26 protein-coding genes are annotated in these 25,260 nt (G+C 58.7%); 15 read left to right on the forward strand and 11 right to left on the reverse strand.

Annotated features, from left to right (window positions below; translation table 11 throughout):
* Positions 1 to 42: 42 nt before the first annotated feature.
* Complete coding sequence (gene pepN, locus H2Z84_RS10545; protein WP_181835955.1) at positions 43 to 2,667, reverse strand: aminopeptidase N; 2,625 nt, start codon at positions 2,665 to 2,667, stop codon at positions 43 to 45.
* A 111-nt stretch (positions 2,668 to 2,778) separates the two neighbouring features.
* Positions 2,779 to 4,560 (reverse strand): M61 family metallopeptidase, encoded by a 1,782-nt coding sequence (locus tag H2Z84_RS10550; protein WP_181835956.1) that lies wholly within the window; start codon positions 4,558 to 4,560, stop codon positions 2,779 to 2,781.
* A 457-nt stretch (positions 4,561 to 5,017) separates the two neighbouring features.
* Here H2Z84_RS10550 and ccoN point away from each other — a divergent pair, with 457 nt between their 5' ends.
* The 7 genes from ccoN (at position 5,018) to H2Z84_RS10585 (ending at position 10,726) form a co-directional block, all read left to right on the forward strand.
* Positions 5,018 to 6,445: a cytochrome-c oxidase, cbb3-type subunit I gene (gene ccoN, locus H2Z84_RS10555; protein WP_181835957.1), complete on the forward strand. Its 1,428-nt coding sequence runs from the start codon at positions 5,018 to 5,020 to the stop codon at positions 6,443 to 6,445.
* Positions 6,446 to 6,465: 20 nt separating this feature from the next.
* Entirely contained in the window at positions 6,466 to 7,080 is a 615-nt protein-coding gene (ccoO, locus tag H2Z84_RS10560) for a cytochrome-c oxidase, cbb3-type subunit II (RefSeq protein ID WP_181835958.1), read from the forward strand.
* Positions 7,081 to 7,083: 3 nt separating this feature from the next.
* Entirely contained in the window at positions 7,084 to 7,278 is a 195-nt protein-coding gene (locus H2Z84_RS10565; RefSeq protein ID WP_181835959.1) for a cbb3-type cytochrome oxidase subunit 3, read from the forward strand.
* On the forward strand, positions 7,275 to 8,189 hold the full coding sequence (gene ccoP, locus H2Z84_RS10570) for a cytochrome-c oxidase, cbb3-type subunit III (RefSeq protein ID WP_181835960.1): 915 nt from the start codon (positions 7,275 to 7,277) through the stop codon (positions 8,187 to 8,189). Before H2Z84_RS10565 ends, ccoP begins: the two co-directional genes overlap by 4 nt.
* Before the next feature lie 147 nt (positions 8,190 to 8,336).
* On the forward strand, positions 8,337 to 9,782 hold the full coding sequence (gene ccoG, locus H2Z84_RS10575) for a cytochrome c oxidase accessory protein CcoG (RefSeq protein WP_181835961.1): 1,446 nt from the start codon (positions 8,337 to 8,339) through the stop codon (positions 9,780 to 9,782).
* 3 nt (positions 9,783 to 9,785) lie between these two features.
* The gene (locus H2Z84_RS10580) at positions 9,786 to 10,313 is read left to right on the forward strand and encodes a FixH family protein (RefSeq protein ID WP_181835962.1); all 528 of its coding nucleotides are present in this window, start codon (positions 9,786 to 9,788) and stop codon (positions 10,311 to 10,313) included.
* On the forward strand, positions 10,310 to 10,726 hold the full coding sequence (locus tag H2Z84_RS10585; RefSeq protein WP_181835963.1) for a YbaY family lipoprotein: 417 nt from the start codon (positions 10,310 to 10,312) through the stop codon (positions 10,724 to 10,726). The genes H2Z84_RS10580 and H2Z84_RS10585 overlap by 4 nt, the downstream gene beginning before the upstream one ends.
* 69 nt (positions 10,727 to 10,795) lie before the next feature.
* On the opposite strand, the gene H2Z84_RS10590 is transcribed toward H2Z84_RS10585, so the two are convergent.
* From H2Z84_RS10590 to H2Z84_RS10605, 4 genes are all read right to left on the reverse strand, one after another.
* Complete coding sequence (locus tag H2Z84_RS10590; protein ID WP_181835964.1) at positions 10,796 to 12,187, reverse strand: tryptophanase; 1,392 nt, start codon at positions 12,185 to 12,187, stop codon at positions 10,796 to 10,798.
* Positions 12,188 to 12,580: 393 nt separating this feature from the next.
* Positions 12,581 to 13,081 carry a TPM domain-containing protein gene (locus H2Z84_RS10595; protein WP_181835965.1) on the reverse strand — a complete coding sequence of 167 codons (501 nt, stop codon included), beginning with the start codon at positions 13,079 to 13,081 and terminating at the stop codon, positions 12,581 to 12,583.
* Entirely contained in the window at positions 13,081 to 13,875 is a 795-nt protein-coding gene (locus H2Z84_RS10600) for a TPM domain-containing protein (RefSeq protein ID WP_258869369.1), read from the reverse strand. The genes H2Z84_RS10595 and H2Z84_RS10600 overlap by 1 nt, the downstream gene beginning before the upstream one ends.
* Positions 13,876 to 13,952: 77 nt before the next feature.
* Positions 13,953 to 14,558: a LemA family protein gene (locus tag H2Z84_RS10605; RefSeq protein WP_181835966.1), complete on the reverse strand. Its 606-nt coding sequence runs from the start codon at positions 14,556 to 14,558 to the stop codon at positions 13,953 to 13,955.
* 211 nt (positions 14,559 to 14,769) lie between these two features.
* On the opposite strand from H2Z84_RS10605, the gene H2Z84_RS10610 reads away from it, so the two are divergent.
* The 5 genes from H2Z84_RS10610 (at position 14,770) to H2Z84_RS10630 (ending at position 20,001) form a co-directional block, all read left to right on the forward strand.
* Positions 14,770 to 16,146, forward strand: coding sequence for a peptide MFS transporter (locus H2Z84_RS10610; protein ID WP_181835967.1), 1,377 nt, complete (start codon positions 14,770 to 14,772; stop codon positions 16,144 to 16,146).
* A 165-nt stretch (positions 16,147 to 16,311) separates the two neighbouring features.
* Entirely contained in the window at positions 16,312 to 17,784 is a 1,473-nt protein-coding gene (locus H2Z84_RS10615) for an ArnT family glycosyltransferase (RefSeq protein ID WP_181835968.1), read from the forward strand.
* A 17-nt stretch (positions 17,785 to 17,801) separates the two neighbouring features.
* Positions 17,802 to 18,812, forward strand: coding sequence for a glycosyltransferase family 2 protein (locus tag H2Z84_RS10620; RefSeq protein WP_181835969.1), 1,011 nt, complete (start codon positions 17,802 to 17,804; stop codon positions 18,810 to 18,812).
* Entirely contained in the window at positions 18,809 to 19,198 is a 390-nt protein-coding gene (locus tag H2Z84_RS10625) for a GtrA family protein (protein WP_181835970.1), read from the forward strand. Before H2Z84_RS10620 ends, H2Z84_RS10625 begins: the two co-directional genes overlap by 4 nt.
* Positions 19,195 to 20,001 carry a ChbG/HpnK family deacetylase gene (locus tag H2Z84_RS10630; RefSeq protein ID WP_181835971.1) on the forward strand — a complete coding sequence of 269 codons (807 nt, stop codon included), beginning with the start codon at positions 19,195 to 19,197 and terminating at the stop codon, positions 19,999 to 20,001. The genes H2Z84_RS10625 and H2Z84_RS10630 overlap by 4 nt, the downstream gene beginning before the upstream one ends.
* Here the strand turns inward: H2Z84_RS10630 and H2Z84_RS10635 are convergent.
* The 3 genes from H2Z84_RS10635 to H2Z84_RS10645 form a co-directional block, all read right to left on the reverse strand.
* Positions 19,998 to 20,675: a TIGR01621 family pseudouridine synthase gene (locus tag H2Z84_RS10635; RefSeq protein ID WP_181835972.1), complete on the reverse strand. Its 678-nt coding sequence runs from the start codon at positions 20,673 to 20,675 to the stop codon at positions 19,998 to 20,000. The two genes, H2Z84_RS10630 and H2Z84_RS10635, sit on opposite strands and share 4 nt — an antisense overlap.
* A 41-nt stretch (positions 20,676 to 20,716) precedes the next feature.
* Positions 20,717 to 21,202, reverse strand: a complete 486-nt coding sequence (locus H2Z84_RS10640; protein ID WP_059287108.1) for an acyl-CoA thioesterase — start codon at positions 21,200 to 21,202, stop codon at positions 20,717 to 20,719.
* Between the two features lie 66 nt (positions 21,203 to 21,268).
* Positions 21,269 to 21,532, reverse strand: coding sequence for a hypothetical protein (locus H2Z84_RS10645; protein ID WP_181835973.1), 264 nt, complete (start codon positions 21,530 to 21,532; stop codon positions 21,269 to 21,271).
* Between H2Z84_RS10645 and H2Z84_RS10650 the strand changes: the two genes are divergently transcribed.
* Positions 21,531 to 22,160 (forward strand): putative metalloprotease CJM1_0395 family protein, encoded by a 630-nt coding sequence (locus H2Z84_RS10650; protein WP_181835974.1) that lies wholly within the window; start codon positions 21,531 to 21,533, stop codon positions 22,158 to 22,160. The genes H2Z84_RS10645 and H2Z84_RS10650 overlap by 2 nt on opposite strands.
* 129 nt (positions 22,161 to 22,289) lie before the next feature.
* Entirely contained in the window at positions 22,290 to 22,949 is a 660-nt protein-coding gene (locus tag H2Z84_RS10655; protein WP_181836137.1) for a YiaD family glycine zipper/OmpA-like lipoprotein, read from the forward strand.
* Between the two features lie 206 nt (positions 22,950 to 23,155).
* Here H2Z84_RS10655 and H2Z84_RS10660 read toward each other — a convergent pair whose 3' ends face one another.
* Together H2Z84_RS10660 and H2Z84_RS10665 are read right to left on the reverse strand one after the other, a co-directional pair.
* Positions 23,156 to 23,839, reverse strand: a complete 684-nt coding sequence (locus H2Z84_RS10660; protein ID WP_258869370.1) for an LrgB family protein — start codon at positions 23,837 to 23,839, stop codon at positions 23,156 to 23,158.
* A 1-nt stretch (position 23,840) separates the two neighbouring features.
* Complete coding sequence (locus tag H2Z84_RS10665) at positions 23,841 to 24,260, reverse strand: CidA/LrgA family protein (protein WP_181835976.1); 420 nt, start codon at positions 24,258 to 24,260, stop codon at positions 23,841 to 23,843.
* A 106-nt stretch (positions 24,261 to 24,366) separates the two neighbouring features.
* Here H2Z84_RS10665 and H2Z84_RS10670 point away from each other — a divergent pair, with 106 nt between their 5' ends.
* On the forward strand, positions 24,367 to 25,257 hold the full coding sequence (locus H2Z84_RS10670) for a LysR family transcriptional regulator (RefSeq protein ID WP_181835977.1): 891 nt from the start codon (positions 24,367 to 24,369) through the stop codon (positions 25,255 to 25,257).
* Positions 25,258 to 25,260: the final 3 nt, after the last annotated feature.

Consider the following 25,260-nt stretch of genomic DNA (forward strand, 5'->3'; position numbering starts at 1 on the left):
GGCCGCCATGGCGACCCGTTGTTTCTTCCCGTGCAAGTATGCTCAGGCATTGAGATTTTTGTAGACAATCTCGTAGACATCATTGGACAGGGGCGCTGCCAGCAGACGCTCCAGTTCGGCCTTCATCAAAGCCTGGCGGCCAGCTTCCAGCTTCTTCCAGCGGTTGAAAGCACGCACAATGCGGCTGGCCACTTGCGGATTGATGGCATCCAGCGCCAGCACCTGCTCGGCCAGGAAGCGGTAGCCGCTACCATCGGCCGCATGGAAATGCACCATGTTATTGCCAAAGCTGCCAATCAGCGCACGCGCCTTGTTGGGATTTTTCAGGTTGAAAGCCGGATGTTCCATGGCAGCTTTGACATGATCCAGCGTGCCTTCCAGCTGACTGGAAGCTACCAGCATGAAGAACTTGTCCATGACCAGGGCATCGTGCTGCCAGCGGGCGGCGAAGTCGGTATAGCATTCGTCGCGCTCTTCGCCATCGTGATCGCGCAGGGCCAGCATGGCCCCCATCTGGTCTGACATATTGTCAGCTTCCAGTGCCTGCTTGCGCGCAGCCTCAGCCGGCCAGGCCACGCTCAGGCGGGTGAGCATCTGCAAGGCCCGGTTTTTCAGGTCGCGTCGACCAGCGTCTTCCGGCTTGTATTCACGGGTCTGGTTCAGGTGATAGGCCTCGTGCCACTCACCACGTAGCGCCTCGGCCAATTGGTCCAGCACGAAATCGCGTACCTGATGAATGACTGCCGGATCGGCTTGTTCCACCATTTCCAGCATTTCTGCTTCCGACGGCAAGCCCAGCATCATGGCCTTGAAGGCCGGATCAGCTAGCGGATCTTTCAACACCGCACGGAAAGCCGCGACAAAGGTCTCGGGCAGGGTCAGTGCACGGCCTTGCGCAGCCGCTTCGATCAACTGGCGAAACAGCCGCTCGGCCAGAGTCTGCCCGGCTTCCCAGCGGCAGAAGCTGTCGCTGTCGTTGGCCATGAGGAAGGCCAATTGTTCATCGCGCCAGTCATACTCCAGCCGGACCGGTGCGGAGAAACCGCGCAGCAATGACGGCACCGGCTCCTCCGGCACATCAATAAAGACAAATGTCTGGCTAGCCTGTTTGACATCCAGCACTCGCGTACCAAGCTGTGCCTGCCCCTCGCCTTCCAGCTGCAGCGGCAGATCCTTGCCATCACTACCCACCAGCCCCAGTGCCAGAGGGATATGCAGCGGCTGCGGTGCAGGCTGGCCGGCAATGGCCCGGCAAGACTGGACAACGGTCAGTTCATAGCGCCGCGCTGCCGCATCGTAGTGGCTGCTGACTTGCAATAGCGGCGTGCCGGCCTGGCTATACCACAAGGCGAACTGGTCGAGATCGACACCATTGGCATCAGCCATGGCCGCGCGGAAATCATCACAGCTTACCGCCTGACCATCATGGCGCTTGAAGTACAGATCCATACCCTTGCGGAAGCCTTCTTCGCCTAGCAGGGTGTGATACATGCGGACCACTTCCGCACCCTTTTCATACACCGTCATGGTGTAGAAATTGTTCATCTCGATATAGGATTCCGGGCGAATCGGATGCGCCGTCGGGCCGGCATCCTCCGGGAACTGCAAGGCGCGCAGGCTTTTGACATCGTCGATACGCTTGACGCCACGGCTGCCCAGATCAGAGCTGAATTCCTGGTCGCGAAATACCGTCAGCCCCTCTTTCAGCGACAGCTGGAACCAGTCGCGGCAGGTGACACGGTTACCGGTCCAGTTGTGGAAGTATTCGTGGGCAATGATGGCTTCCACCCGCTGGAACTCTGCATCGGTGCGGGTATCCTTGCGCGCCAGTACCGCCGAGGTATTGAAGATGTTGAGGCCCTTGTTTTCCATGGCCCCCATATTGAAATCGCTGACAGCGACGATCATGTAGATGTCCAGATCGTATTCCAGACCAAAGCGCTGCTCGTCCCATTTCATGGCGCGCTTGACCGCCCCCATCGCAAAGGCGACTTTGTCCTGGTCGGCAGCTTCGGTCCAGATTTCCAGCGCCACAGATCGCCCGCGCTGGGTGATGAACTTGTCACGAGCAGCCACCAGCTTGCCGGCTACCAGCGCAAACAGGTAGGACGGTTTGCGGTAGGGGTCGACCCACTTCACCCAGTGGCGCTTCTTGTCCAGCACGCCCTCACCCACCTTATTGCCATTGGACAGCAGCACCGGAAACTTCTGCTTGTCAGCCACGATGGTGGTGGTGAACTTGGCCATCACATCGGGCCGGTCCATATAAAAGGTGATCTTGCGGAAGCCTTCCGGCTCGCACTGGGTGAACAGATTGCCATTGGAGGCATACAAGCCCATCAGGCTGGTATTGCTCGCTGGCTCAAGCTCGGTTTCCACTTCCAGGATAAAACTGTCAGGTACCGCCGGAATCAGCACCCCGTCGGCCGCCAGCTGATAAGCAGAGGCATCCAGTCGCTCGCCATCCAGCGTCAGACTGAGCAGCCGGGCCGAACCATCCAGCCACAGCGCGCTGGCTGCAGCGGACTTTTCATTGCGCTTGACCACCAGACGCGAGTGCACACGCGTCTGTGCGTCCTCGATATCAAACTTCAAATCCACCCGGTCCACCAGATAAGGGGGAACGGTATAGTCTTTCAGATAGTTGACTTGAGGCTGCTGCGCCATGTTCTTCTCTCTATTCGTAGTCGTTGCCGGCTTGATCCGGTCTTGCTCATGAACCGGGCGGGATCGCCGCCCCGGTCCGGTTATGGGTGCACTATGCGGTAACTGGATGCATCAGCCATGCAGCCAGCCCGTGTTCTCGTTCAGTAGTTGCAAACGGCAGCAGGTCCGCGGAGACGCTTGCAAACTGGCTTCACGCACCAGCAGCTCATCACGGCGGAACAGATGCAGGGTAACGGTCTCACCCACGCCATAGCGTGCCAGCATCTTGTCCAGATCCGTCACTTTCAGGCCATCCAGTGCGATCAGGATGTCTCCGCCAGCCAGCCCTGACTGCTGAGCAGCACTACCATCCATGACATGGACCAGCCGCAGGCCCTGCGGGTCGTTAGCGGTCTTCACGCCAAGGCTGGCACGCGGCCGACGGTCAGCTGCCACCGGGCCGATGCCACCTGCATCGCCGGCATGATCCGCGTAGTCCCAGCACATGTCCAGCCCTTGCGTTGCCAGCAAGTTTGCCAGTGGCAGATCAGCGGTGGAACGCAAGGCGCTGTCAAAGAATGCCTGCAGCTCGAGGCCGGTGACCTGCCGGGCAATCTGCTCCCATTCATTTTCTGCCAGCCCCTGGCCATCGGCCTGCCACTTTTGCCACAGCGCACGCATCACGTCATCCAGCGACTGCTGGCCATTCGTTTGCTGGCGGATGGTCAGATCCAGCGCCAGCGCTGCCAGCGCACCCTTGGTGTAGTAGCTGACGATGCTGTTGGGGCTGTTTTCATCCTGGCGGTAGTACTTGGTCCAGGCATCAAAGCTGGATTCCTCCAGCGTCTGCTTGAGACGACCAGCACCGCGCTCCACCCCGCTGATAGTCTGTGCCAGCAGGCCAAGATAGCGCTTGCTGTCGATCAGGCCGCAGCGCAGCAAGGTCAGATCATCGTAATAAGAGGTAATGCCCTCGAATGCCCACAGCAGGCGAGTATAGCCCTCGCGGCTCAGGTCATAAGGGCTGAAGGCAGCGGGTTTTATCCGTTTTACATTCCAGCTATGGAAGTATTCATGGCTGATCAGTCCCAGCAGCTTTAGGTAGCCGTCAGAGATGGCTTCATCCGCCGATTGCGGCAGATCGTCGCGGTTGGCGACCAAGGCAGTCGAGGCGCGATGCTCCAGCCCACCATAGATATCTTTGCCGACATACAGCATGAAAACATAGCGATCAAAAGGGGCGGGGGTGCCGAACAGCTTGATCTGGTGTTCACAGATTTTCTTGGTATCACGTGCCAGACGCTTGAGGTCACCACGGAAACGCCCGGACACCACAAACTGGTGCGACACGCCGCAGGCCTTGAAGCTGACCGACTGGAAGGCACCCAGCTCAACCGGGTGATCCAGCAATTCATCATAGTCACCGGCACGATACAGGCCGAAACCATTACGGTCGATCTCGAGTGCTGGCAGGCTGCTGGCTACTTTCCAGTCGGCGAATGCCTTGCCCTTGGGCGCACGGATTTCCACCGTGCAGGCCACCGACTCATATCCCTCTACCGCCAGAAAAACGCTGCTGGCGTTGAAGAAACCACGCTCTTCATCCAGATAAGCGCCCCGCACTGACAAATCATAGGCATAGACCTGGTACACCAGCGTCAGGCTGCCGGCCACCGGCTCAGCCTGCCAGGTGTGCTTGTCCAGCTTGCACAGCCCTACCTCTTTGCCAGCACTGATCGCTTGAATGCTGACGATATGACGGGAAAACTCACGAATCAGATAGCTGCCGGGAATCCACGCCGGCAAGGTGAACACCTGTCCCTTCTTGGCGGGCTTGGTAACCTTGAGCGTAATCTCGAAGCAATGGCTTTGCGGTGAGCACGGACGGATGGAGTAGTGGACTGGCGCGGTCATGATCTGCCTGAAGATGGGGCGGAAACAGCAGATTCTAGCACCGGCCCCATACAATCGTCGTGGCCGATGGCGATTTGACCTAAGTCAAGGGCTTGCACAGGCATGACAATATAATCCCCAGTAAGCGGCATCAGGTTCAGCACCTGCTGCCCGCTCGCTTGAAATCAAGAAATATGGTGAACGTAAAAATCCCGCGAGCATACTAATCAACTGGCCCGTCATGGGTATTTGCTTTAGAATGCCTCGCTGAATAAATGGGGAAAAAGCGTGTGACTGACATGGTTTGCCAGGTTTTTTTGGCAGCAAATTGTCAGCACGGGTCAAACGCTTTACTAATCTGAAATTGATCAGATTCCCCTGCGGCTTTCCTGTCCACTACAGCTTGGGGCAGTGTGCAGGAAATCAAGTCGCCATGGTTTGTCACGTTCTAAGTTAGCAACCTTGGAGAAAACCCTAAATGGAAACGCAATCCACTTATAACTATAAGGTGGTGCGCCAGTTTGCCATCATGACCGTAGTCTGGGGCATTGTAGGCATGCTGGTGGGCGTCATCATTGCGGCCCAATTGGTGTGGCCGGAGCTCAATTTTGGGCCCTGGTTCCACTTTGGTCGTCTGCGCCCGCTGCACACCAACGCCGTGATTTTCGCCTTTGGCGGTTGCGGCCTGTTTGCCACTTCCTACTACGTCGTGCAGCGCACCTGTAACGTACGACTCATCTCGGACAAGCTTGCCGCCTTTACCTTCTGGGCCTGGCAGCTGATCATCGTCCTTGCCGCCATCACCCTGCCGCTGGGTTACACCTTCGGCAAGGAATACGCCGAACTGGAATGGCCGATCAAATTGATGATCGCCGTGACCTGGGTGGTGTATGCCATCGTTTTCTTCGGCACCATCGCCATCCGCAAGATAAAGCACATCTACGTAGCCAACTGGTTCTACGGTGCCTTTATCCTGGCGGTAGCCCTGCTGCACATTGTTAACAGCGCCTTCATACCGGTTTCCCTGACCAAGTCTTACTCCGTGTATGCCGGTGCCGTGGATGCCATGGTCCAATGGTGGTATGGCCATAACGCCGTAGGCTTCTTCCTGACCGCCGCCTTCCTGGGCATGATGTACTACTTCGTTCCGAAGCAGGCTGGCCGTCCGGTTTACTCCTATCGTCTGTCGGTTGTGCACTTCTGGGCGCTGATCTTCACCTATATGTGGGCTGGTCCTCACCACCTGCACTACACTGCCCTGCCTGACTGGACCCAGTCGCTGGGTATGGTGTTCTCCCTGGTGCTGCTGGCTCCGAGCTGGGGCGGCATGATCAACGGCATCATGACCCTGTCCGGTGCCTGGCATAAACTGCGTACCGATCCGGTACTGAAGTTCCTGGTGGTTTCCCTGTCCTTCTACGGTATGTCCACCTTCGAAGGCCCGATGATGTCCATCAAGACCGTCAACGCCCTGTCGCACTACACTGACTGGACCATCGGTCACGTTCACTCCGGTGCCCTGGGTTGGGTGGGTTTCATCACCATCGGTTCCATGTACTACCTGCTGCCGCGCCTGTTCGGTCGTGAATCCATGCACAGCACCAAGCTGATCGAGGCTCACTTCTGGCTGGCTACCGTTGGTGTAGTGCTGTACATCGCCGCACTGTGGATCTCGGGTGTAACCCAGGGTCTGATGTGGCGTGCCCTGAACGCCGACGGCACTCTGACTTACGCCTTTGTTGAAGCCGTAAAAGCAACGTACCCCTACCACTTCGTACGTTTCCTGGGTGGTACGCTGTACCTGAGCGGTATGCTGCTGATGGCCTACAACACCTTCCGCACCGTCGCTGGTGGCCGCGCTGTTGACGCCAAGATCCCGGCTGTTAACGCATCGGCTCACGCTTAAGCGGATAAAGGTAGAAGAACATGGAAAAGATCCAGAAACTGATTGAAGAACACGTAGGCTATCTCATCGTGTTCACGCTGATCGTGATCAGCTTTGCCGGCCTGGTAGAAATCTTGCCGCTGGCATTCCAGAAGTCCACGACCCAGCCGGTTGCCGGCGTCAAGCCTTATACCGCACTGCAACTGGCCGGCCGTGACATCTACATCCGTGAAGGCTGCTACAACTGCCACTCCCAGATGATCCGTCCCTTCCGCGCCGAAACCGAGCGCTATGGTCACTACTCCGTTGCGGGTGAGTCGGTCTACGACCATCCCTTCCAGTGGGGCTCCAAGCGTACCGGTCCGGACCTGGCTCGTGTAGGCGGTCGCTATTCCGACGAATGGCACCGTGTTCACCTGACCAATCCGCGTGACGTGGTTCCGGAATCCAACATGCCGGCCTTCCCGTGGCTGTCCAAGAACCTGGCTGATGCCGAAATCCTGCCGAAAAAGATGGAAGCCCTGCGTACCGTAGGTGTTCCGTATACCGACAAGGATATCGCCGAAGCCAAGGCTCAGGTCGAAGGCAAGTCGGAAATGGATGCCCTGATTGCATACCTGCAGGGCTTGGGTCTTGCACTGAAGAACGTTCGCTAAGTCATGGACTGGGTAACGATTGGGCGCTCTGCCTTCACCGTAATGTGCTTCACCTTCTTTATCCTGGTGTTGTTCATTGCCTATAGCAGACGCTCAAAGAACCGGTACGATGAAGCGGCCAATGTGCCCTTTCTCGACGACGACAAGGTGCAGGAGACCGATAACCATGAGTCGGCCTCTAACGGAGCAAAACAATGAGTGATTTCGTAAGCGATTTCTGGGGCATCTGGATCACGGCCATCGTGGTTGCAGGCTTTGTTGGCCTGTCCCTGCTGTTGTTCACCCAATCCAAGACCACGGTCAACAAGGGTGAGCAGGTCAAGACCATGGGTCATGTGTGGGATGGCGACCTGGAGGAATACAACCATCCTCTGCCGCGCTGGTGGATGCTGATGTTCTACATCACGCTGATCTTCGGTGCCTGCTATCTGGTTCTCTATCCGGGCCTGGGCAAATGGCAAGGCATTCGTGGCTGGACTTCCGTTGGTCAGTACAAGGAAGAACGTGCACAAGCCGAAGCCAAATACCAACCGCTGTATGACAACTACCTGAAACAGGATCTGAAGGCAGTTGCGGCTGATCCCAAGGCACAGGAAATGGGCAAGCGCCTGTTCCAGACTTACTGCGTACAGTGCCACGGCTCTGATGCACGCGGTGCCAAGGGCTTCCCGAACCTGACCGACAACGACTGGCTGTGGGGTGGTGATCCGAAAACCATCGAAACCACCATTCAGGCTGGTCGCCACGGCCAGATGCCGGCTTGGGGCGCTGCACTGGGTGAAGAGAAGGTGAAGGATGTTGCCAACTACGTAATGTCGCTGTCCGGCAAGAAGCATGATGCCGAACGCGCCAGCCGTGGCAAGGAAACCTTCGGCACCATCTGCGCAGCCTGCCACGGCCCGGATGGCAAGGGCAACCAGCAACTGGGTGCTCCGAACCTGACTGACAACATCTGGCTGTATGGTGGCACTGAAAAGACCATCATCGAGACCATCACCAATGGTCGTAACAACCAGATGCCGGCCTGGAAGGACTTCCTGGGCGATGCCAAGGTACACCTGCTGTCGGCCTATGTATGGGGCCTCTCCAATAACGCCAAGGCGCAGTAAGCCTTAGCCAACATACTGCCCGCGCAAGCGGGCAGTATGCTTTATGACAATTAGTATATATTTTGATATAATGAAAAAGCTGACAAGAGGCTTGCGCAAAGTCCATGTTAAGAGTGAACTTTGCGAAATCCTCTTCAGGAAAACACCATGTCTGATTCGCTTAAAGATATACCGGTCAAAGTAGAACACACCCCCCCCTCCCCCAAGGCCGCTCAGGAAACCGTGTCCTTGTACGAGGCACAAAAAAAGATCTACCCGCGTAGCGTCAAAGGGATCTTCAACAACTGGCGTATTCTTTTCGTACTCGGCACTCAACTGGCCTTCCTTGGCCTACCCTGGTTGACCTGGAATGGCCGGCAGGCACTGTTCTTCGACATGGTGAACCGCAAGTTCTACATCTTCGGCCTCACCATCTGGCCACAAGACTTCGTTTACCTGGCCGCCCTGCTCATGAGCTGTGCCTTTGGCCTGTTTGTCTGGACCACTATTGCCGGCCGCCTGTGGTGCGGCTACTCCTGTCCGCAAACCGTCTACACCGAGATCATGCTGTGGATCGAGCAATGGGTGGAAGGCGACCGCAACAAGCGCATCAAGCTGGACAATGCCCCGATGAGCCTGCGCAAGCTCAGGCTCAAATTCACCAAACATGCATTGATGATTCTGTTCTGCCTGTGGACCGGCTTCTCGCTGGTGGGTTATTTCACCCCCATTCGCGATCTGGTCAAGGCCATGCCTACCTTCGACTATGGCCCGTGGGAAAGCTTCTGGATCTTCTTTTATGCCGGATTCACCTACCTACTGGCCGGCTTCATGCGCGAGCAAGTATGCAAGTACATGTGCCCCTATGCCCGCTTCCAGAGCGTGATGTTCGATGCCGACACCCTGATTATTTCCTATGACGAAGCCCGTGGCGAGCCGCGTGGTGCGCGGAAAAAAGGCGTTGATTTCAAGCAACAGGGCCTGGGCTCCTGTGTCAACTGTGGCATCTGTGTCCAGGTCTGCCCGGTTGGTATCGACATTCGTAACGGCCTGCAATACGAGTGCATCGGCTGTGCCGCCTGTATCGATGCCTGTGACGAAGTGATGGACAAGGTTGGCTATCCACGCGGCCTGATCCGTTACACCACGGAAAATGCGCTGGAAGGCAAATATCCTGAAAAAGACATCGTCAAACACCTGCGCCGCCCGCGCGTGATCATGTACACGGTGGTGCTGCTGATTGTCCTGGGTGCGGCACTGGGCTCGCTGGCCATGCGCAAACCCTTCAAGGTGGACATCTTGCGTGACCGTGCCTCACTGGTGAAGGAGACTGATGCCGGGCTGCTAGAAAATGCCTATACCATCAAGATCATCAACACCACAGAACGCGATCAAGAGTTTAAAATCTCGGTAGACGGCATGCCCGACCTGAAGCTGCAAAGTGACAGCAAGCACCTCAGGGTAAAAGCAACTGAAACCGAAAGCTTCGGTGTCCGCGTGCAGGCCGATCCCCAGGTTGCCACCAAGGGTAGCCACGAGATCCACTTCAAGGTAGAAACGGTTAGCAGCCCCGTTCTGCACGTGGAAGAAAAATCCAGCTTCATCGGAGAGTAAGTCATGCAACTGAGCAGTCCTGTTTCTCGCCCCTGGTATAAAGAGCCTTGGGTGTGGTTTTTGATCAGCTTTCCACTGGCTGCCGTCATCGTCGGCTCCCTTTACATCACCACCGCCATCAAGACCGATGATGGTTTGGTAACCGACGACTACTACAACAAGGGCAAGGCCATCAATATGGAACTGCGCCGCAACACGACTGCGGCCGCCATGGGCATTACTGCCCAGGTCATGTTCAGCAGCGACGGCCGCAGCGTCACCGTCAACACCACCAGCAAGCAGGCCCTGCCGGATGTACTGACCCTGAAGCTGATTCACCCGGCGCAGGATGATTACGACGTAGCCACCGACCTGCACAAGATTGCCGCCAATCAGTACAGCGGCAGCTTTGCCAAGGATCTGGTCAAGGCCAATCACTGGTATGCACAGCTGGAAGACAAGGGCAATCAGTGGCGAGTACAAGCGGAATGGAAGCCGGAACAAGGCCCGGTGGTGATGCTGGGCAAACCCAAGCTGGAGGCAGTGGAATGATAAGCCGTACCACACGGCGTAGCCTGCTGGCAGCCGGCCTGCTGGCCGTGCTGGCCGTGCTGGCTGGCTGTGCCAGCCATGCCTACCAACCGCAGTACCTCAACGGCAGCGTCGTACTCAAAGCTCCGCTAAAGCTGCCGCTGGCGACCACGCTGGTTCGGGTACGACTGCTGGATGACAATGGCCAGGCTGATGCGCCGGCACGTCTGCTGGCAGAGCAGACACTGGAAAAGCCCAAAGCCTTCCCGCTGGCCTTCTCGCTGTGCTATGACAAGCACGCCATCCAGAGTGGCGGCAGTTACAGCTTGCAGGCCCAGGTGTATGTCGATGGTGAACTGCGACTGCAAAACACCAGCCGGGTCAATGCCTTCAGCAACGGCATGCCACAGCTGCAAGTGGAATTGATCAAGTAGGCTCCACTAGCCACGCCAAGAAAATGGCTGCCAATGGCAGCCATTTTTTTATTGCAACAGCAATAGCGATCAGGCCAGCGGCTTCAGCCTGGCCATGAAATGACGCAGGATGGGCGGTTCATATTCAAAGGTCAGGCCACGCATGCTGGCAGCCCGCTGTTTGACTTCGATCAGGCAGTCGGCGATGTAGTCCATGTGGTCGTTGGTATACACCCGGCGCGGGATGGTAAGGCGCAGCAGCTCCAGCGGCGATGCCTCCTGCTCGCCGGTTTGCGGATTGCGTCCCAGCAACAGCGAACCGATTTCCACCCCACGCACCCCACCTTCCAGATACAGCTCACACGCCAGTACATGTGCCGGAAACTGTGCGGCAGGAATATGCGGCAGCAGGCGCTTGGCATCGACAAACACCGCATGGCCACCAGTCGGGTACTGGATGGGCACACCGCCTTCACGCAGCCGTTCGCCCAGATACTCCACCTGACTGATGCGATAGGTCAGATAAGCCGGATCCAGGCCCTCTTTCAAGCCGATGGCCAGCGCCTCCATATCACGACCAGCCAGACCGCCATAAGTGACAAAGCCCTCCATCGGCACACAACGCACCTGCACCGCTCGGAAAAGATCGGCATCGTCCTTGAAGCAGCACAGGCCTCCGATATTCACCAGCCCGTCTTTCTTGGCCGACATGGTCAACATGTCGCCATAGCCAAACATTTCCAGCACGATGGCTTCAATGGACTGGCCGGCATAGTCCGGATCACGCTGGCGGATAAACCAGGCATTTTCGGCAAACCGCGCCGCATCAATGATCACCGGAATGCCATGCTGACGAGCCAGCGCACTGGCAGCACGCATATTCGGCATGGACACCGGCTGGCCACCAGCGCTATTGCAGGTCACCGTAATGATCAGCCCGGCAATGTTTTCAGCACCTTCGCTGGCAATGACCTCGGCCAGGCGCGGCAGGTCGAAATCACCCTTCCAGTCATAAGCGGTTTCGGTATCCAGCGCCTGTGGCGTCAGCACATTGATGGCACGGGCACCGGCAATTTCGACATGCGCCTTGGTGGTATCAAAATGGTAATTGGAAATAAACACCGGCTGGCTGCCACGGCAACGCTTGACCAGTTCGGGAAACAGTATCTGCTCCGCACCACGGCCCTGATGGGTAGGAATGGTGTGCTGGTAGCCAAACAGCTCCTTGACGGTATCGGCCAGATGAAAATAATTGCGGCTGCCGGCATAGGCTTCATCGCCCATCATCAACCCGGCCCATTGCCGGTCGGACATGGCACCGGTGCCGCTGTCGGTCAGCAGGTCGATATAGACATCTTCGCCACGCAGCAGGAAAGGATTCCAGCCGGCCTCGGCCAGCGCGCTACGGCGATATTCAGGGGTGGTTTGCTTGATCGGTTCCACCATCTTGATGCGGAACGGTTCAGGAATGCGTCGTGCCATGCGTGATACTCCCTGCCCTGGCGCAGGCATGGGCCACAGACAACTATCGCCAGGATAGAAGAGTCTGGGCGCAACAAGGCCAAAGCTGTCAATTCAGAATGAAAGAATGAATGCAACAGAACGTAGCCGGCGCGGGGCCGCTACGTGGGGAGATCAACGACGGGGGAAGTCGTAGGCCAGCACGATATCAAGAGTAAACCAGTTTTTCGGCAGGCTGCCGTGGTTGGCAGCCGCCCGGTTCAAGCATGCCAACGTGTTCATGAAACAACACCTTAGTAAAAATCAGAGCCGGATGGCCGAGCCAGATTACTACCAGCCATGAAAGCCGGCAAGAAAATTGTCAACCGGCCTCCAAGACAGCCCACACCAGTCGGCGGGCTGCTACACACAGGCTCAGCGTACGATCACGGTATCCGGCAACTCGTTATCGTGCGGCCCATGTGCCGGTGCATGCACGATCAGCAGGGCATGAATGCGCCACAAGCCCTGCTGCAAACCATCCATATAATCACCCGCCGCAAACGACTGCTGCATGGCGGTGCATATGTCCTGCCAGGCTTGTGCCGGGACCCGACGGTCGATCCCCCGGTCGGCAATGATTTCGATGCGCCGCTCAGCCAACAACACATACACCAGCACGCCGCTATTGTGCTCGGTATCCCAGATCCGTAACTGGCCAAACCACTGCAAGGCACGCTCACGCGCGGTCATGCCATGCAAGGCCTGCCGCCAGTCCAATGCCGACTCCAGCACAAAGCGCAGCTGCCCGGCGTGCTCGCGCTCGGACAAGGCAATCTGCTGCTCCAGCTGTTGCACACGGGCCTGCGGAAACAATCGCCGCGCCTGCCAGCCGGTGCTGCGCAGGTTATGCCATGCTTTTTTCCAATGCCTCATCACCAGTTCCCCGAAGCGCCACCGCCACCGAAATCGCCACCGCCGCCAGACCAGCCACCTCCACCACCGCTGCGGCCACCGCCACCACCGCCCCAACCACCTCCGCCACCGCCTCCCAGCACAATGCCGTGGCTGCCCAGCAACAGCGCAAACACGGCGGCCAGCGCACCAGCCAGCACAGCCAGCAACACCCCGCCGCCCAGCCACAAGGTCAGCACGATGGCGATGCAGCCGGCAATAAAGCTACCGATCAGCCGGCCAAACAGCCGGGTGAGCACGCCACCGCCAAACAGGGCGATAAAGCCCAGCAGTGGAAGATTGTCCTCGATGCTGGCAGCAGCAGGAGCAGTGTGCTTGGGAGAGGGCAAGGCCTCGCCCTTGATCAGGCCCTCGATCTGCCCGACCGCCAGCATGATGCCTTCCAGTTTTTGGCCTGCCTGCAATTTGGGCTTGAGCGTATCTTGCAGAATCCGTTTGGCAACCACATCCGGAATCGGCCCTTCCAGCCCACGCCCCACCAGCAGCTGTGTCTGGTGTTCATTGGCCACAATCAGCAACAGCACACCATCATCCACACCCTTGCGCCCCAGCTTCCAGCTTTCCATCACGCGGGTGCCGTAATCAAAGGGGGTTTCCGGCGCAATGCTCGGCACAATCAGCACCGCCAGCTGGCTACCCTGCTGCTGGTGAAAATCGAGCAATTGCTGATTGAGCTGCTGCTGTTCGCTGGCACTCAGGAAACCTGCGGTGTCGATCAAGGGCGCACTGGGCGCTGGCAAGGGCTGCTGAGCCAAGGCAAATGATCCCGGCACAAGCGCGCCCAGCATAGCAGTGCATAGCCATAGCAGCCGCCAGAACAGGGGCCGCATGCTTACTGCCCGGCCGAAGCAGGCTGACCAAAGCTCACGGTCGGGGCTGCCGCAATAGCTTTCTCGTTCTCCACCGTAAAGTTCGGCCGCGTTTTCAGGCCAAAGGCCATGGCGGTCAGGTTGCCGGGGAAGGTACGCACCGTGCTGTTATACGACTGGATGGCATCGATATAGCGTTTACGCGCAAGGGCGATACGGTTTTCCGTGCCCTCCAGCTGCGCCTGCAAATCACGGAAAGCACCATCGGCTTTCAGCTGTGGATAATTTTCCGACACCACCAGCAGGCGTGACAGTGCCGAACCCAGTTGCTGTTGCGCCGCTGCGTAATCATTCAGCTTTTTCGGGTCGGTCGCGGTACTGGCATCCAGCTGGATGCTGCCCACGCGCGAACGCGCCGCCGTCACTTGGGTCAGCACGTCTTTTTCATGGCTGGCGTAGCCTTTCACCGTATTGACCAGATTGGGGATCAGGTCGGCACGACGCTGATACTGGTTGACGACTTCCGACCAGGCGGCATTGGCGGCCTCGTCCTGGGTCTGCATGGTGTTGTAGCCGCAGCCGGTGATGCCGGACAACAGCAACAGGGTGATCAGCCACTTTTTCAACATAAAATTCCCTTTCAATTGAAATACTTGCCCAATATCAAACATGGAATATTCGAATAACCTTATAATCACCAACAACAGTAGCAATCCGTAAATAAATATTCCACAACTACGGATTTTGTCGCTACTATCGCCGCCTGCCAGAAAAACTGGCAATAAAACACTACAACGCGTCACCGCAGAGTGACCTCCCCAGCTGCACAAGGAAATCTTTATGACCGCCAGATCCCACCCCAAAGGGCTATATCTGCTCTTTGTCACGGAGATGTGGGAGCGCTTCAGCTATTACGGCATGCGCGCCATCTTTGTCCTGTTCATGATCAAGGCCCTGATGTTCGACAAGGCACACGCCGCCGACATCTATGGTACCTATACCGGACTGGTTTATCTTACACCGCTGATCGGCGGTTATATCGCCGACCGCTACTGGGGCAATCGCCGCTCCATTCTGGCCGGTGGTGTACTGATGGCCTGTGGCCAGTTCATGCTGTTTTTCTCCGGCAACCTGCACGATAGCAATCTGCAAATGGCCTCCTGGCTGTTGTATGGCGGCCTGGGCCTGCTGATTGCCGGCAATGGTCTGTTCAAACCGAATATTTCCTCCATGGTGGGCCAGCTGTATGCTCCGGATGACAAGCGAGTGGACTCGGCCTTTACCATTTTCTACATGGGCATCAATGCTGGTTCGCTGATCGCCCCGCTGATCTGCGGCACACTGGGCGATACCGGCCATCCGGGCGACTTCAAATGGGGCTTCATGGCCGCTGGCTTCGGCATGCTGCTGAGCCTGCTGGTATTCAGCCTGTTCAAGAATAAATACTTGGTCACCCCTGAAGGCAAGCCCATCGGCATGGCTCCGGCCCGTCATCACGCCAGCGGCGAGAAGGTGGTGCATGCACCGCTAACCCGCGTTGAAAAGGAAAGACTGGCCGTTATCCTACTGGTATCCGCCTTCGTCATCTTCTTCTGGTCCGCCTTCGAACAGGCCGGTGCTTCGCTGACCTTCTTTGCCGAAGAACAGACCAATCGCAGCCTGCTGGGCTTTACCGTACCGGCATCCTACTTCCAGTCGATCAACCCGATCTCGGTCGTCATCTTCGCCCCGCTGTTCGCCATGCTGTGGACCACGCTGGGCAAGCAGGGCCGCGAGCCGACCTCGCCGGTCAAGATGGCCTTCGGCTTGCTGTTCCTGGCAGTTGGCTATCTGGTGATCGCCTTTGGCGTGGATGGGCTGGAGCCTGGGGTCAAGGTCAGCATGCTGTGGCTGGTCAGCCTCTATATGCTGCACACCTTTGGTGAGCTGTGCCTGTCGCCCATCGGCCTGTCGCTGGTGGTCAAGCTGTCGCCAGCCCGCTTTACCAGCCTGATGATGGGTATCTGGTTCCTGTCCAATGCCGCTGCCAACAAGCTGGCGGGCACCCTGTCCGAACTCTATCCGGATCCGGCCAAGCCAGCCCCGCACTTGCTGGGCTACAGCATCAACAATCTGCATGACTTTTTCATGGTGTTTGTCGCCATGGCAGGTGTCGGTTCTCTGATTCTGTTCCTGCTGTCGAGCAAGCTGAAGAAAATGATGCACGGCCTGCAGTAAAACCATGCAGGGCCAATCTGGCCTGCCATCTTGAAACGCCGCCGCAAGGCGGCGTTTTTACATGGGCGCGCCGTGGCGCTTAAGACTAAAACAAGGCTGGCATGGTAAGCTGTGCGGGTTTTTTCCGACTTTTCCGGCCGCCCTGCGGCGTGCTGACTGGACTACATGAGACCGTCCTCCGATACCCGCTGGCAACGATTTGCCACCTATGCATTGTTTGCCCTGCTGCTGATCCGCCTGCTAGCCATGTGGGCCATTCCGCTGACGGATACCACCGAAGCGCGCTATGCCGAAATCGCCCGCAAGATGCTGGAAACGGGTAACTGGGTCACGCTGTGGCACGACTATGGCGTGCCGTTCTGGGCCAAGCCGCCACTGTCCACCTGGACCTCGGCCGCCAGCATGGGGCTGTTCGGTGTGAATCCGCTAGCCGCCCGCCTGCCCGCATTGCTGCTGTCACTGGCCGTGCTGTGGCTGGTAGCCGATGCCGCCGGGCAACGCCTGGGCCGCGATGCCGCGCTGGCCTCTACCCTGATTCTGGCTGGCAGCCTGTTGTTCTTTGGTGCAGCGGGCACGGTCATGACCGACCCGGCGCTGATGTTCTGCGTGGCACTGGCGCAGCTGGCGTTCTGGCATGCCATGCAAGGGCGCGGCCGGCGCTGGAACTACCTGTTTTTCGTCGGCCTTGGTCTGGGCCTGCTGGCCAAGGGGCCGCTAGCCATTGTATTGGTCGGCATGCCGATTTTTGTCTGGACCTTGCTGCGCAATGACTGGAAAGCCCTATGGCAACGCCTGCCATGGATCAGCGGCAGCCTGCTGATGCTGGCCATTGCCCTGCCCTGGTATCTGCTGGCCGAATACCGCACACCGGGCTTTCTCAATTACTTCATCATGGGCGAGCATGTCAGCCGCTTTCTGGACCCGGGCTGGAAGGGCGACAAGTATGGCTATGCCCACGCCACGCCGCGCGGCATGATCTGGCTGTACTGGCTGGGGGCGATCTTTCCGTGGTCGCTGGCCATGCTGGTCTGGCTGGCAGGCCATGGCAAGCAGGCACTGGGTCTGAGCAAGGATAGCGACGGCTGGCGGCTGTATATGCTGCTGTGGAGCCTGATGACACTGCTGTTCTTCACCATTTCCGGCAATATCATCTTCCCCTATCCGCTGCCCATGCTGCCGGGTTGTGCCTTGCTGTTTGCCACGTTGTGGCAAGCAGGGCGCCAGCCGCAACAGGGTAGCAGCCTGCCCTGGCTGGCCCTGGTTTCCGGGCTGCTGCTGCTGATCGCTGTCGGCCTGCAATGGAGTCAGGGGCAACGTTACTTCCGCACCCAGCAGCAGGTGATCGCAGCCTGGCAGCAGCAACAACCCGCTGCCGATAGCAAGCTGATCTACTGGGATAGCCGCCGCGAGTTTTCTGCCGAGTTCTACAGCGAGGGCAAGGTGATCACCACCAACAAGCCCGATCAACTGCTGCAGCTGCTGGCCGACCAACACCATCGCATCATCGTCACCGAGCAGCGCGACCTGCCCAGCCTGCCGGCCGCCGTGGCCGCCCGCTTCCAGCCGGTGGCCAGCTTCGAAGTAATGAAAGACCACATGTTGCTGTTACGCGCCAAGGGCGCCAACGCCACACCATGACAGGCAAGGAGACGCCGATGACCGCTACGCCACCCAGCGCCTTCGTACCACCCTATCTGCTGCAGCAACGCGCCGCAGACCGCCCGGCCGACCCGCTGGTCAGCTGCATCCTGCCGGCTTACAACGAGAGCGAAAACATCGTTCCCATGCTGCAAACCCTGCATGGTCTGCTGAGCGAGGCCGGCTTTCGCCATGAATTCATCGTGGTGGATGACGGCAGCCGCGACGATACCGTAGAGCAGGTGATGAGCCAGATTGAGCTGCTGCCGGTCACCCTGCTGCAGCTGTCGCGTAATTTCGGCAAGGAACTGGCGCTCACCGCCGGCATCGACCATGCCCATGGCGATGTGGCCGTGCTGATCGACAGCGATTTCCAGCATCCGCCGGAAATGGTGCCGGAATTCCTGCTCCAGTGGCGTGCCGGCTACGACATGGTCTATAGCGTGCGCTCCAGCCGGGACAATGAAACCCTGGGCAAGCGGCTGTTCACCCGCGTGTTTTACACCCTGCTCAACAGCGGGGCGCGGCACAAGATTCCGGAAAACACCCAGGACTTCCGCGTGATGGACCGCTGCGTACTGGAAGCCTTGCGCCAGATGCCAGAACGCAACCGCTTCATGAAGGGCCTGTATAACTGGGTAGGTTTTACCCAGCTGCCGGTGGAAACACATACCAAGGAACGCCGGGCGGGCAAGAGCAGCTTCAACTTCTTCAGCCTGCTCAATCTGGGGCTGACCGGGCTGACTGCCTTTTCCAATGTGCCGCTGCGCATGTGGACGCTGATTGGCAGCGCCATCTCGCTGGCCTCCATCCTGTATGCCAGCTGGGAGCTGATCCACACCCTGCTGTTCGGTAACGACCAGCCAGGCTGGCCCACGCTGGCGGTGGCTATTTCCTTTCTTGGCGGGGTGCAGCTGCTGTCCATCGGCATTCTGGGCGAGTACATCGGCCGCATCTTCAGTGAAGTGAAACAGCGCCCCATCTATCTGCTCAGCCGCATCAGCCGCGCCGAACAGGACAAACCATGAAGCGCGAGCTGTTCTGGTTTGGCGTGATCGGCGTCAGCGCCATGCTGGTGCATTTCCTGCTGGTGGCCTGCCTGCTGGTACCCGCCGGCCTGCCGCCATTGCTGGCCAATATCGTCGCCTTCCTGCTGGCTTTCCAGATCAGCTACTGGGGGCATCGGCACAAAACCTTCGAGGCCGGCCATGTGCCGCACCGCCAGGCCTTGCCGCGCTTCTTCATGGTGTCCTGCCTCAGCTTTGCCCTGAACGAAGCCATGTATTTCCTGCTCTTGCACTTTACTGCGCTGGATTACCGCATCGCCTTGCTGATCGTGCTGGGCAGCGTGGCCGTGTTCACCTTTGTCCTGAGCAAGCTGTGGGCTTTCTCGGGCAAGGCACCGCCGGTATGAGCAGCCGCCGCCTCACCCTGTGTGCGGATGACTTTGCCCAGTCACCGGCCATCAGCCAGGGCATTCTCAACTTGCTGCAGGCAGGCCGTTTGTCCGCCACCAGCGTGATGACACAGTCGCCGCACTGGCCCGGCCTGGCCGCGCCGCTGTCCGAGCTGCAACAGCAAGCCGACCTTGGCCTGCATTTCAATCTCACTCATGATTTCGCCAACGGGCCGCAGCTGATCAAGCCCTTGTCGCACTGGCTGCTGCTCAGCCAGTTACGCCAGCTGCCCTATCAGGCCTTGCTGGACAGCCTGCTGCGCCAGATCGACCTGTTCAGCCAGCATCTGGGCCGCCTGCCGGACTTTATCGACGGCCACCAGCATGTCCATGCGCTGCCAGTGGTGCGTGACGCCCTGTTCGCCGCCATTGCCCTGCGCTGGCCGGCGGGACAGCGGCCCTATCTGCGCGCGCCAGACCACTTGGGCCACCCTGGAGATAGCCGCCTGAAGGCCGTGGTATTGCAAGCGGTATGTCGCGGCTTTGCCCAGGCGGCCAGCCAGCACGGCCTGGTGTGCAATCGCTGGTTTGCCGGCCTGTATGCGCTACAAGCGGAAGCGGGCTTTGCCACGCTGATGCAGCAATGGCTGAACGCATGCCCGGATGGTGGCCTGATGATGTGTCACCCCGGCCTGCCGGCAGACGATGCCAGCGATCCGATCGCCGCTGCCCGCGCCGTGGAGTACTGCCATTTGAGCAGTACGGCATTTGACTATGCCTGCCGCGCGGCCAGTATCGAACTGGGGAAGTTCAGCAATTAAAGCCGGGGCCAGGCCAGCGCCCACGGGGTAGCGACCTCGCGGGCCATGCAGGCCTGCAAGGCCGGGCTGGCAAACTGCTCGCCCTGATCAGGCGGACAGACAAAGGCGAAATCCTCGCCATCCAGGCTAAAGCGCAAGGCGTAGGCATGCAGATAGCCACGATCAGCCGCACTGCCGCCATACAGGGTATCGCCCAGGATCGGAGCCGATTGCGACTTCAGCGCCACGCGCAGCTGATGGGTCTTGCCACTATGTGGCCGCAACAAGAACAAGCGCAGGCCAGGCTGCACCGAAAAGCTGAAAAACTGGGTGATCGCCGGGTTGGCCTGACTGCCCAGCAGGCGCCAGGCTCCGCCCCGCCCCTTGTCCATATCGCCCTTGATCAGCCCCTGTTTTTTCTGCGGCTTGCGATCAGACAGCGCCAGATAGTATTTCTCCACCTGATGCGCGGCAAAGGCCGCACCCAGCTGGCTGGCCACCTCGCTGGAACGCGCCAGCAGGATCAGCCCCGAGGTAATGCGATCCAGCCGGTGCACCGGCCACAGCGCCTCGTCCGCTAGCTCCGCCCGCACGCCATCCAGCAAGCCAGCCTCTTCGCCCTCGCGATGGAAACTCACACCGGCATGCTTGTTGATCAGATAAAACCGTGGGTCGGTATGCAGCAGGGTAAACATGGCCAGAAACACCAGCAGGACAAAGCCGGCATTCTACCCGCTCAGCAGGGATCGCTGGTTTTTTGCTGGGCTTCCATGCGCAGTTTCTTGCGGATCTCGGCGTCGCGGAAACGCTTTTTCTGTTCGTCGGTATCCAGGCTCAAGGGCGGCACCGCCACCGCCTTGCCATCCTCGAAGGCCACCATGGTGAAGTAGCAGCTATTGGTATGGCGCACACTACGCCGCTGGATATCCTCGGCCACCACCTTGATGCCGATTTCCATCGACGTCCGGCCCACGTGGTTGACGCTGGCCATGAAGGTCACCAGTTCGCCCACATGGATGGGCTGCTTGAACAGCACCTGATCCACCGACAGTGTCACCACATAGCGTCCGGCATAGCGGCTGGCACAAGCATACGCCACCTGGTCCAGCAGCTTGAGCAATACCCCACCGTGCACATTGCCGGAAAAATTGGCCATGTCCGGCATCATCAATACCGACATCACCAGTTCACGCTGGTTTTCCTGTGCTGCCTGATCTTGCATATCCCTGCTTTCCTTACTGTTATTCATTACCTTGGCATCACGCATGGCTTGCTCCTGGGGCAGCCCTTACTGAATGATGGGCTGCGGCTGGATCGTCCTGAACCAATGTTTGCCATTCTGCCGTAGCGACGGCGCAGTGTCGCGCTCGATATGCAGCCCATGCAGCAGCACCGCCAGTCGCCATCGACGCCGGGTAGCAGCGATCACGGCAACACTGCGTGATGCGGGCAAGCCACACGAAGCAGGGCTATCTGGTAAATAATCTTTGTATTCAATGAATTGAATACGGGCATGCACTACACTGAAAATGTTCAGGATGGTGCCAATCATGAGCATTTCTTCCCTATCGGCCAGCACTGGCTACCAGATCAATAGCGGACTGCAACACGGCCCGGTATGCAATTGCCCGGCCTGCACGGCAGCACGCATGGCTTCGATTGCCACCCCGGTGGCAGGCGTGACACCCCCCTCCCCTTCGGCCATTTACAGTGGCCAGACCCTTAGCCCCGACCAGCAAAAGCAACTGGATGAACTTCGCGCGCGCGATACCGATGTACGTCAGCACGAACAAGCTCACATGGCGACTGGCGGTGCTCTGGTCAGCGGCGGGGCTAACTACAGCTATCAGGAAGGCCCGGATGGCAAACAATATGCCATCGGCGGTGAAGTCAGCATCCGGCTAGCCGGTGGCCAGAGCCCACAGGAAACGCTGCGCAATGCGAGACAAGTGGCCGCCGCAGCGCTCGCCCCGACCGCCCCATCCGGCCAGGACCGGGCGGTGGCCGCAGAAGCCGAACAAATGGCGCAGCAGGCCCAGTCCGAAATCGACAAACAGCAGCAACAGCAAGTGCAGCAAGCCCAGCACAACCCCGCCATCGATACCGCCAAGGCGATTTTTGCCGCCATCGCTCACCCGCAGCCCAGCAGCAAGGGCAATGCGGTCGACACCTTTGCCTGATCACCTGCTTACGATCTACCCAAGCAACAATTCATCCCCGGACAGCGACCTCGTATTAGAATGCCTGCTTTGCACTATGCTGGCCTCTGCGGCCATCATGGTGGTCCAGTTTCCGGAGATGTTTTGATGATGAATCGCCTGTCGCAGCCAGCCATGCTGTGTACGCTGGTGCTGGCTATCGCCACCAGTGCCTGCACCACCAACCCGCAAACCGGCCAGACCGAAATCAACAAGGCTGCGCTGTACGGCATTGGCGGTGCGGTGACCTGCGGCCTGATTGGTGCGGCCACCCACGGCAGCGTCGGCGCCCGTAACTCGGCACTGGCCTGCGGTGCCATCGGTGCCGGCGTAGGTGCCTATATGGACAATCAGGAACGGAAACTGCGGGAAAAACTGGCCAATACCAGGATTGGTGTCGAGCGCGTAGGCAATCAGATCAAGCTGTCGCTGCCGGACAACGTCACCTTTGCCACCAACAGCTTCCAGCTGGGTAGCGTCGCGCAACAGCCGCTGAGCGATATCGCCGCCGTACTGGTGCAGTACACCGACACCAGCATTACCGTGGCGGGGCATACCGACAGCACCGGGCCAGCTGCTTATAACCAGACACTGTCGGAAAAACGCGCCCAGGCCGTTACCGACCTGCTGGCGACCAAGGGCGTCAATACCGTACGTATCCGCACCATGGGCTTTGGCCCCAGCCAGCCCGTAGCCAGCAATGCCACCGTAGAAGGACGCAGCAAGAACCGCCGGGTCGAGGTGCTGATTACGCCGGACCAAGCGGCATAGTCAGGCGCAAACAGCCTCTCCCCCCAACACGCCCGGCCCTGCCGGGTGTTTTGCTATATGGGGCCGCGCATGGGCAAAAAAATGGGCTGACCGGATAGGGTCAGCCCGAACAACGCTCGTTTTGGGAGTACAACAAGAGGAGAGACACCACACACCACTCCCGATGGCATGGGCTTACTACAGAGAAATCTTAGGTCTGGTTCGTATCACACAAACCAGGCAATCAGTGGGGCAGCGAACACCGTAGCAATGCCACCCAGCATCATGGTCAAGCTGGCGACCACACCCTCTTCTGCCCCCAACTCATTGGCCTTGGCAGTGCCGGCACCATGTGCGGCAGCACCCAGCAAGGCCCCTTTGGCCAGACGCGACCGCAGCGGCAGCAGCATCAACATCAATTCACCCAACAGCATCCCGGCGACACCGGTAATCACCACGAACACGGCAGTCAGATCCGGCGAGGCACCAATACTGGATGCTGTCGCCATGGCAAACGGTGTACTGATCGACCGTGGTGCCAGGCTTTTCTGCAATAGCTCGGACAAACCAAAAGCCCGCGCCAGCCATACCGAACTCAGCACCGCCACTGGCATCGCCACCAGCACACCACAGCTCAGCGACAAGGCATGCTTGCGAATCACCTGGCGCTGCTCGTAAATCGGGATGGCAAACGCCACCGTTGCCGGGCCAAGCAACCAGCTCAGCCAGTGCGTATCCTGAAAATAGGTGTGGTACGGAATATGCCCAACTACTACCGCGCCAATCACCAGCAAGGGTACCGCCAGCAACGGTGCACTCCACCAGTTGCCAGTGCGGCGGTACAGCTTTTTTGCCAGCCAATACAACACCAGTGTCAACAGCAGACAGCCAAAAGCCAGCAGGTTTTCCATTTCAGGACACTCCATGCTGTCGCTTGCGGCGCTTCAGCAGGATTTCAAACTTGTAGCCGGCATCCACTACCAGCGAGGTCACCGTCATCACCAGTACGGTCGACAACAGGATCACCAGCACAATGCGCAAGCCGATGCTGCCCATCAGTTGCGGGTACTGCACCACAGCCACCGTGGCCGGAATGAAAAACAGCAGCATCTCGGCCAATAGCCAGCGCGCCCCGCTCTTGCACCAGGCCAGTGGCAACCAGCCCAGCGCCAGTGCGGCCAGTACCAAGAACATGCCCAGCACACCAGCGGGCACCGCTGGCAGGAAGGAATGGCTCAGGCGGCTGGCCAGCAGCCACACCAGACTAAGCAAGACCACTTGCAACAGCGTGGACAGGCTTTGCTTGACGGCAATGTTCGGCAGGTTTTTCATGATCCGGTCACTCCGCAACCAGGAAACGTGAATCGAGTATAGTCGCCGCCATTTCATTCAAAAAATGAATTAAAATTATCAAACTCATTCTAAAATGGAATCGATCATGGATGTCCGGGCACTGCGCTACTTTGTCGAAGTGGTAAAACGCCACAGTTTCACCAAGGCGGCGGAAGCCTTGTTCGTGACCCAGCCCACCATCAGCAAGATGGTGAAACAGCTGGAAGAAGAACTGGGCACCCCGCTCATCATCCGCGAGGGGCGCAGTTTCCGGCTCAGCGATGCGGGCAAGGTGGCGTTCGAGCGCGGGCTGGATGTCCTGTCGGCCATGAGCCAGCTCAAGAACGAGCTAAGCGATCTGGCCGGGCTCTCCAGCGGCGAACTGGTAGTGGGCCTGCCCCCCATGGTGGGCGTGGCTTTTTTCGCACCGGTGGTCAGCACCTTTCGCGAGCGTTATCCGGGCATCGAACTGAAGATGGTGGAAGACGGCGCGCTGGCCATCGAAAACAGCGTGCGCAGTGGTGAGCTGGAAATCGGTGTGGCGGTGCTGCCGGTGGACAACAGTATCTTCCAGCAATTTGCCGTGGTGCGCGACCCGCTATGCCTGGTGGCTCCTGCAGGCTCGCCCTGGCACGGCCGTTCGGTAGTCACCCTGCCCGACATCGCCGACCAGGACTTCGTGCTGTATCCGGAAGACTTCACGCTGTCCAGCCGCATCAGCCATGCTTTCCGCGAAATGGGCAAGCCGCTGCATATTGTTGGCCGTAGCGCGCACTGGGATTTTATCGTCGAGCTGGTCAGCGCCCGCTTGGGTGTCACCCTGCTGCCACGCTCGGTGGTGGAAAGGCTGGACCGGGAACTCTATGACGTGATTCCGGTATCCAACCCCTGGCTGATCTGGCATCTGGCGCTGATCTGGCAGCAGGGCGGCTATTTGTCGCATGCTGCACGCGCCTGGATGGCCGTCACCCAGGAAGTACTGGGTGGCCTGCAATAACCC

The organism is Aquitalea aquatica, from assembly GCF_013911085.1.
GTDB lineage: Bacteria > Pseudomonadota > Gammaproteobacteria > Burkholderiales > Chromobacteriaceae > Aquitalea > Aquitalea aquatica.

Bases quoted from the DNA above. Each gene is read 5' to 3' on its own strand.
- H2Z84_RS10665 (WP_181835976.1), bottom strand. From the start codon at position 24,260: ATGAAAAACCTGCCGAACATTGCCGTCAAGCAAAGCCTGTCCACGCTG.
- H2Z84_RS10670 (WP_181835977.1), top strand. From the start codon at position 24,367: ATGGATGTCCGGGCACTGCGCTACTTTGTCGAAGTGGTAAAACGCCAC.
- H2Z84_RS10645 (WP_181835973.1), bottom strand. From the start codon at position 21,532: ATGATTGGCACCATCCTGAACATTTTCAGTGTAGTGCATGCCCGTATT.
- H2Z84_RS10610 (WP_181835967.1), top strand. From the start codon at position 14,770: ATGACCGCCAGATCCCACCCCAAAGGGCTATATCTGCTCTTTGTCACG.
- H2Z84_RS10580 (WP_181835962.1), top strand. From the start codon at position 9,786: ATGCAACTGAGCAGTCCTGTTTCTCGCCCCTGGTATAAAGAGCCTTGG.
- pepN (WP_181835955.1), bottom strand. From the start codon at position 2,667: ATGGCGCAGCAGCCTCAAGTCAACTATCTGAAAGACTATACCGTTCCC.
- H2Z84_RS10640 (WP_059287108.1), bottom strand. From the start codon at position 21,202: ATGCAAGATCAGGCAGCACAGGAAAACCAGCGTGAACTGGTGATGTCG.
- H2Z84_RS10635 (WP_181835972.1), bottom strand. From the start codon at position 20,675: ATGTTTACCCTGCTGCATACCGACCCACGGTTTTATCTGATCAACAAG.
- ccoN (WP_181835957.1), top strand. From the start codon at position 5,018: ATGGAAACGCAATCCACTTATAACTATAAGGTGGTGCGCCAGTTTGCC.
- H2Z84_RS10660 (WP_258869370.1), bottom strand. From the start codon at position 23,839: ATGGAAAACCTGCTGGCTTTTGGCTGTCTGCTGTTGACACTGGTGTTG.
- H2Z84_RS10590 (WP_181835964.1), bottom strand. From the start codon at position 12,187: ATGGCACGACGCATTCCTGAACCGTTCCGCATCAAGATGGTGGAACCG.
- ccoP (WP_181835960.1), top strand. From the start codon at position 7,275: ATGAGTGATTTCGTAAGCGATTTCTGGGGCATCTGGATCACGGCCATC.
- H2Z84_RS10585 (WP_181835963.1), top strand. From the start codon at position 10,310: ATGATAAGCCGTACCACACGGCGTAGCCTGCTGGCAGCCGGCCTGCTG.
- H2Z84_RS10650 (WP_181835974.1), top strand. From the start codon at position 21,531: ATGAGCATTTCTTCCCTATCGGCCAGCACTGGCTACCAGATCAATAGC.
- H2Z84_RS10625 (WP_181835970.1), top strand. From the start codon at position 18,809: ATGAAGCGCGAGCTGTTCTGGTTTGGCGTGATCGGCGTCAGCGCCATG.
- H2Z84_RS10605 (WP_181835966.1), bottom strand. From the start codon at position 14,558: ATGTTGAAAAAGTGGCTGATCACCCTGTTGCTGTTGTCCGGCATCACC.
- H2Z84_RS10595 (WP_181835965.1), bottom strand. From the start codon at position 13,081: ATGAGGCATTGGAAAAAAGCATGGCATAACCTGCGCAGCACCGGCTGG.
- H2Z84_RS10615 (WP_181835968.1), top strand. From the start codon at position 16,312: ATGAGACCGTCCTCCGATACCCGCTGGCAACGATTTGCCACCTATGCA.
- ccoO (WP_181835958.1), top strand. From the start codon at position 6,466: ATGGAAAAGATCCAGAAACTGATTGAAGAACACGTAGGCTATCTCATC.
- H2Z84_RS10550 (WP_181835956.1), bottom strand. From the start codon at position 4,560: ATGACCGCGCCAGTCCACTACTCCATCCGTCCGTGCTCACCGCAAAGC.
- H2Z84_RS10565 (WP_181835959.1), top strand. From the start codon at position 7,084: ATGGACTGGGTAACGATTGGGCGCTCTGCCTTCACCGTAATGTGCTTC.
- H2Z84_RS10630 (WP_181835971.1), top strand. From the start codon at position 19,195: ATGAGCAGCCGCCGCCTCACCCTGTGTGCGGATGACTTTGCCCAGTCA.
- H2Z84_RS10620 (WP_181835969.1), top strand. From the start codon at position 17,802: ATGACCGCTACGCCACCCAGCGCCTTCGTACCACCCTATCTGCTGCAG.
- ccoG (WP_181835961.1), top strand. From the start codon at position 8,337: ATGTCTGATTCGCTTAAAGATATACCGGTCAAAGTAGAACACACCCCC.
- H2Z84_RS10655 (WP_181836137.1), top strand. From the start codon at position 22,290: ATGAATCGCCTGTCGCAGCCAGCCATGCTGTGTACGCTGGTGCTGGCT.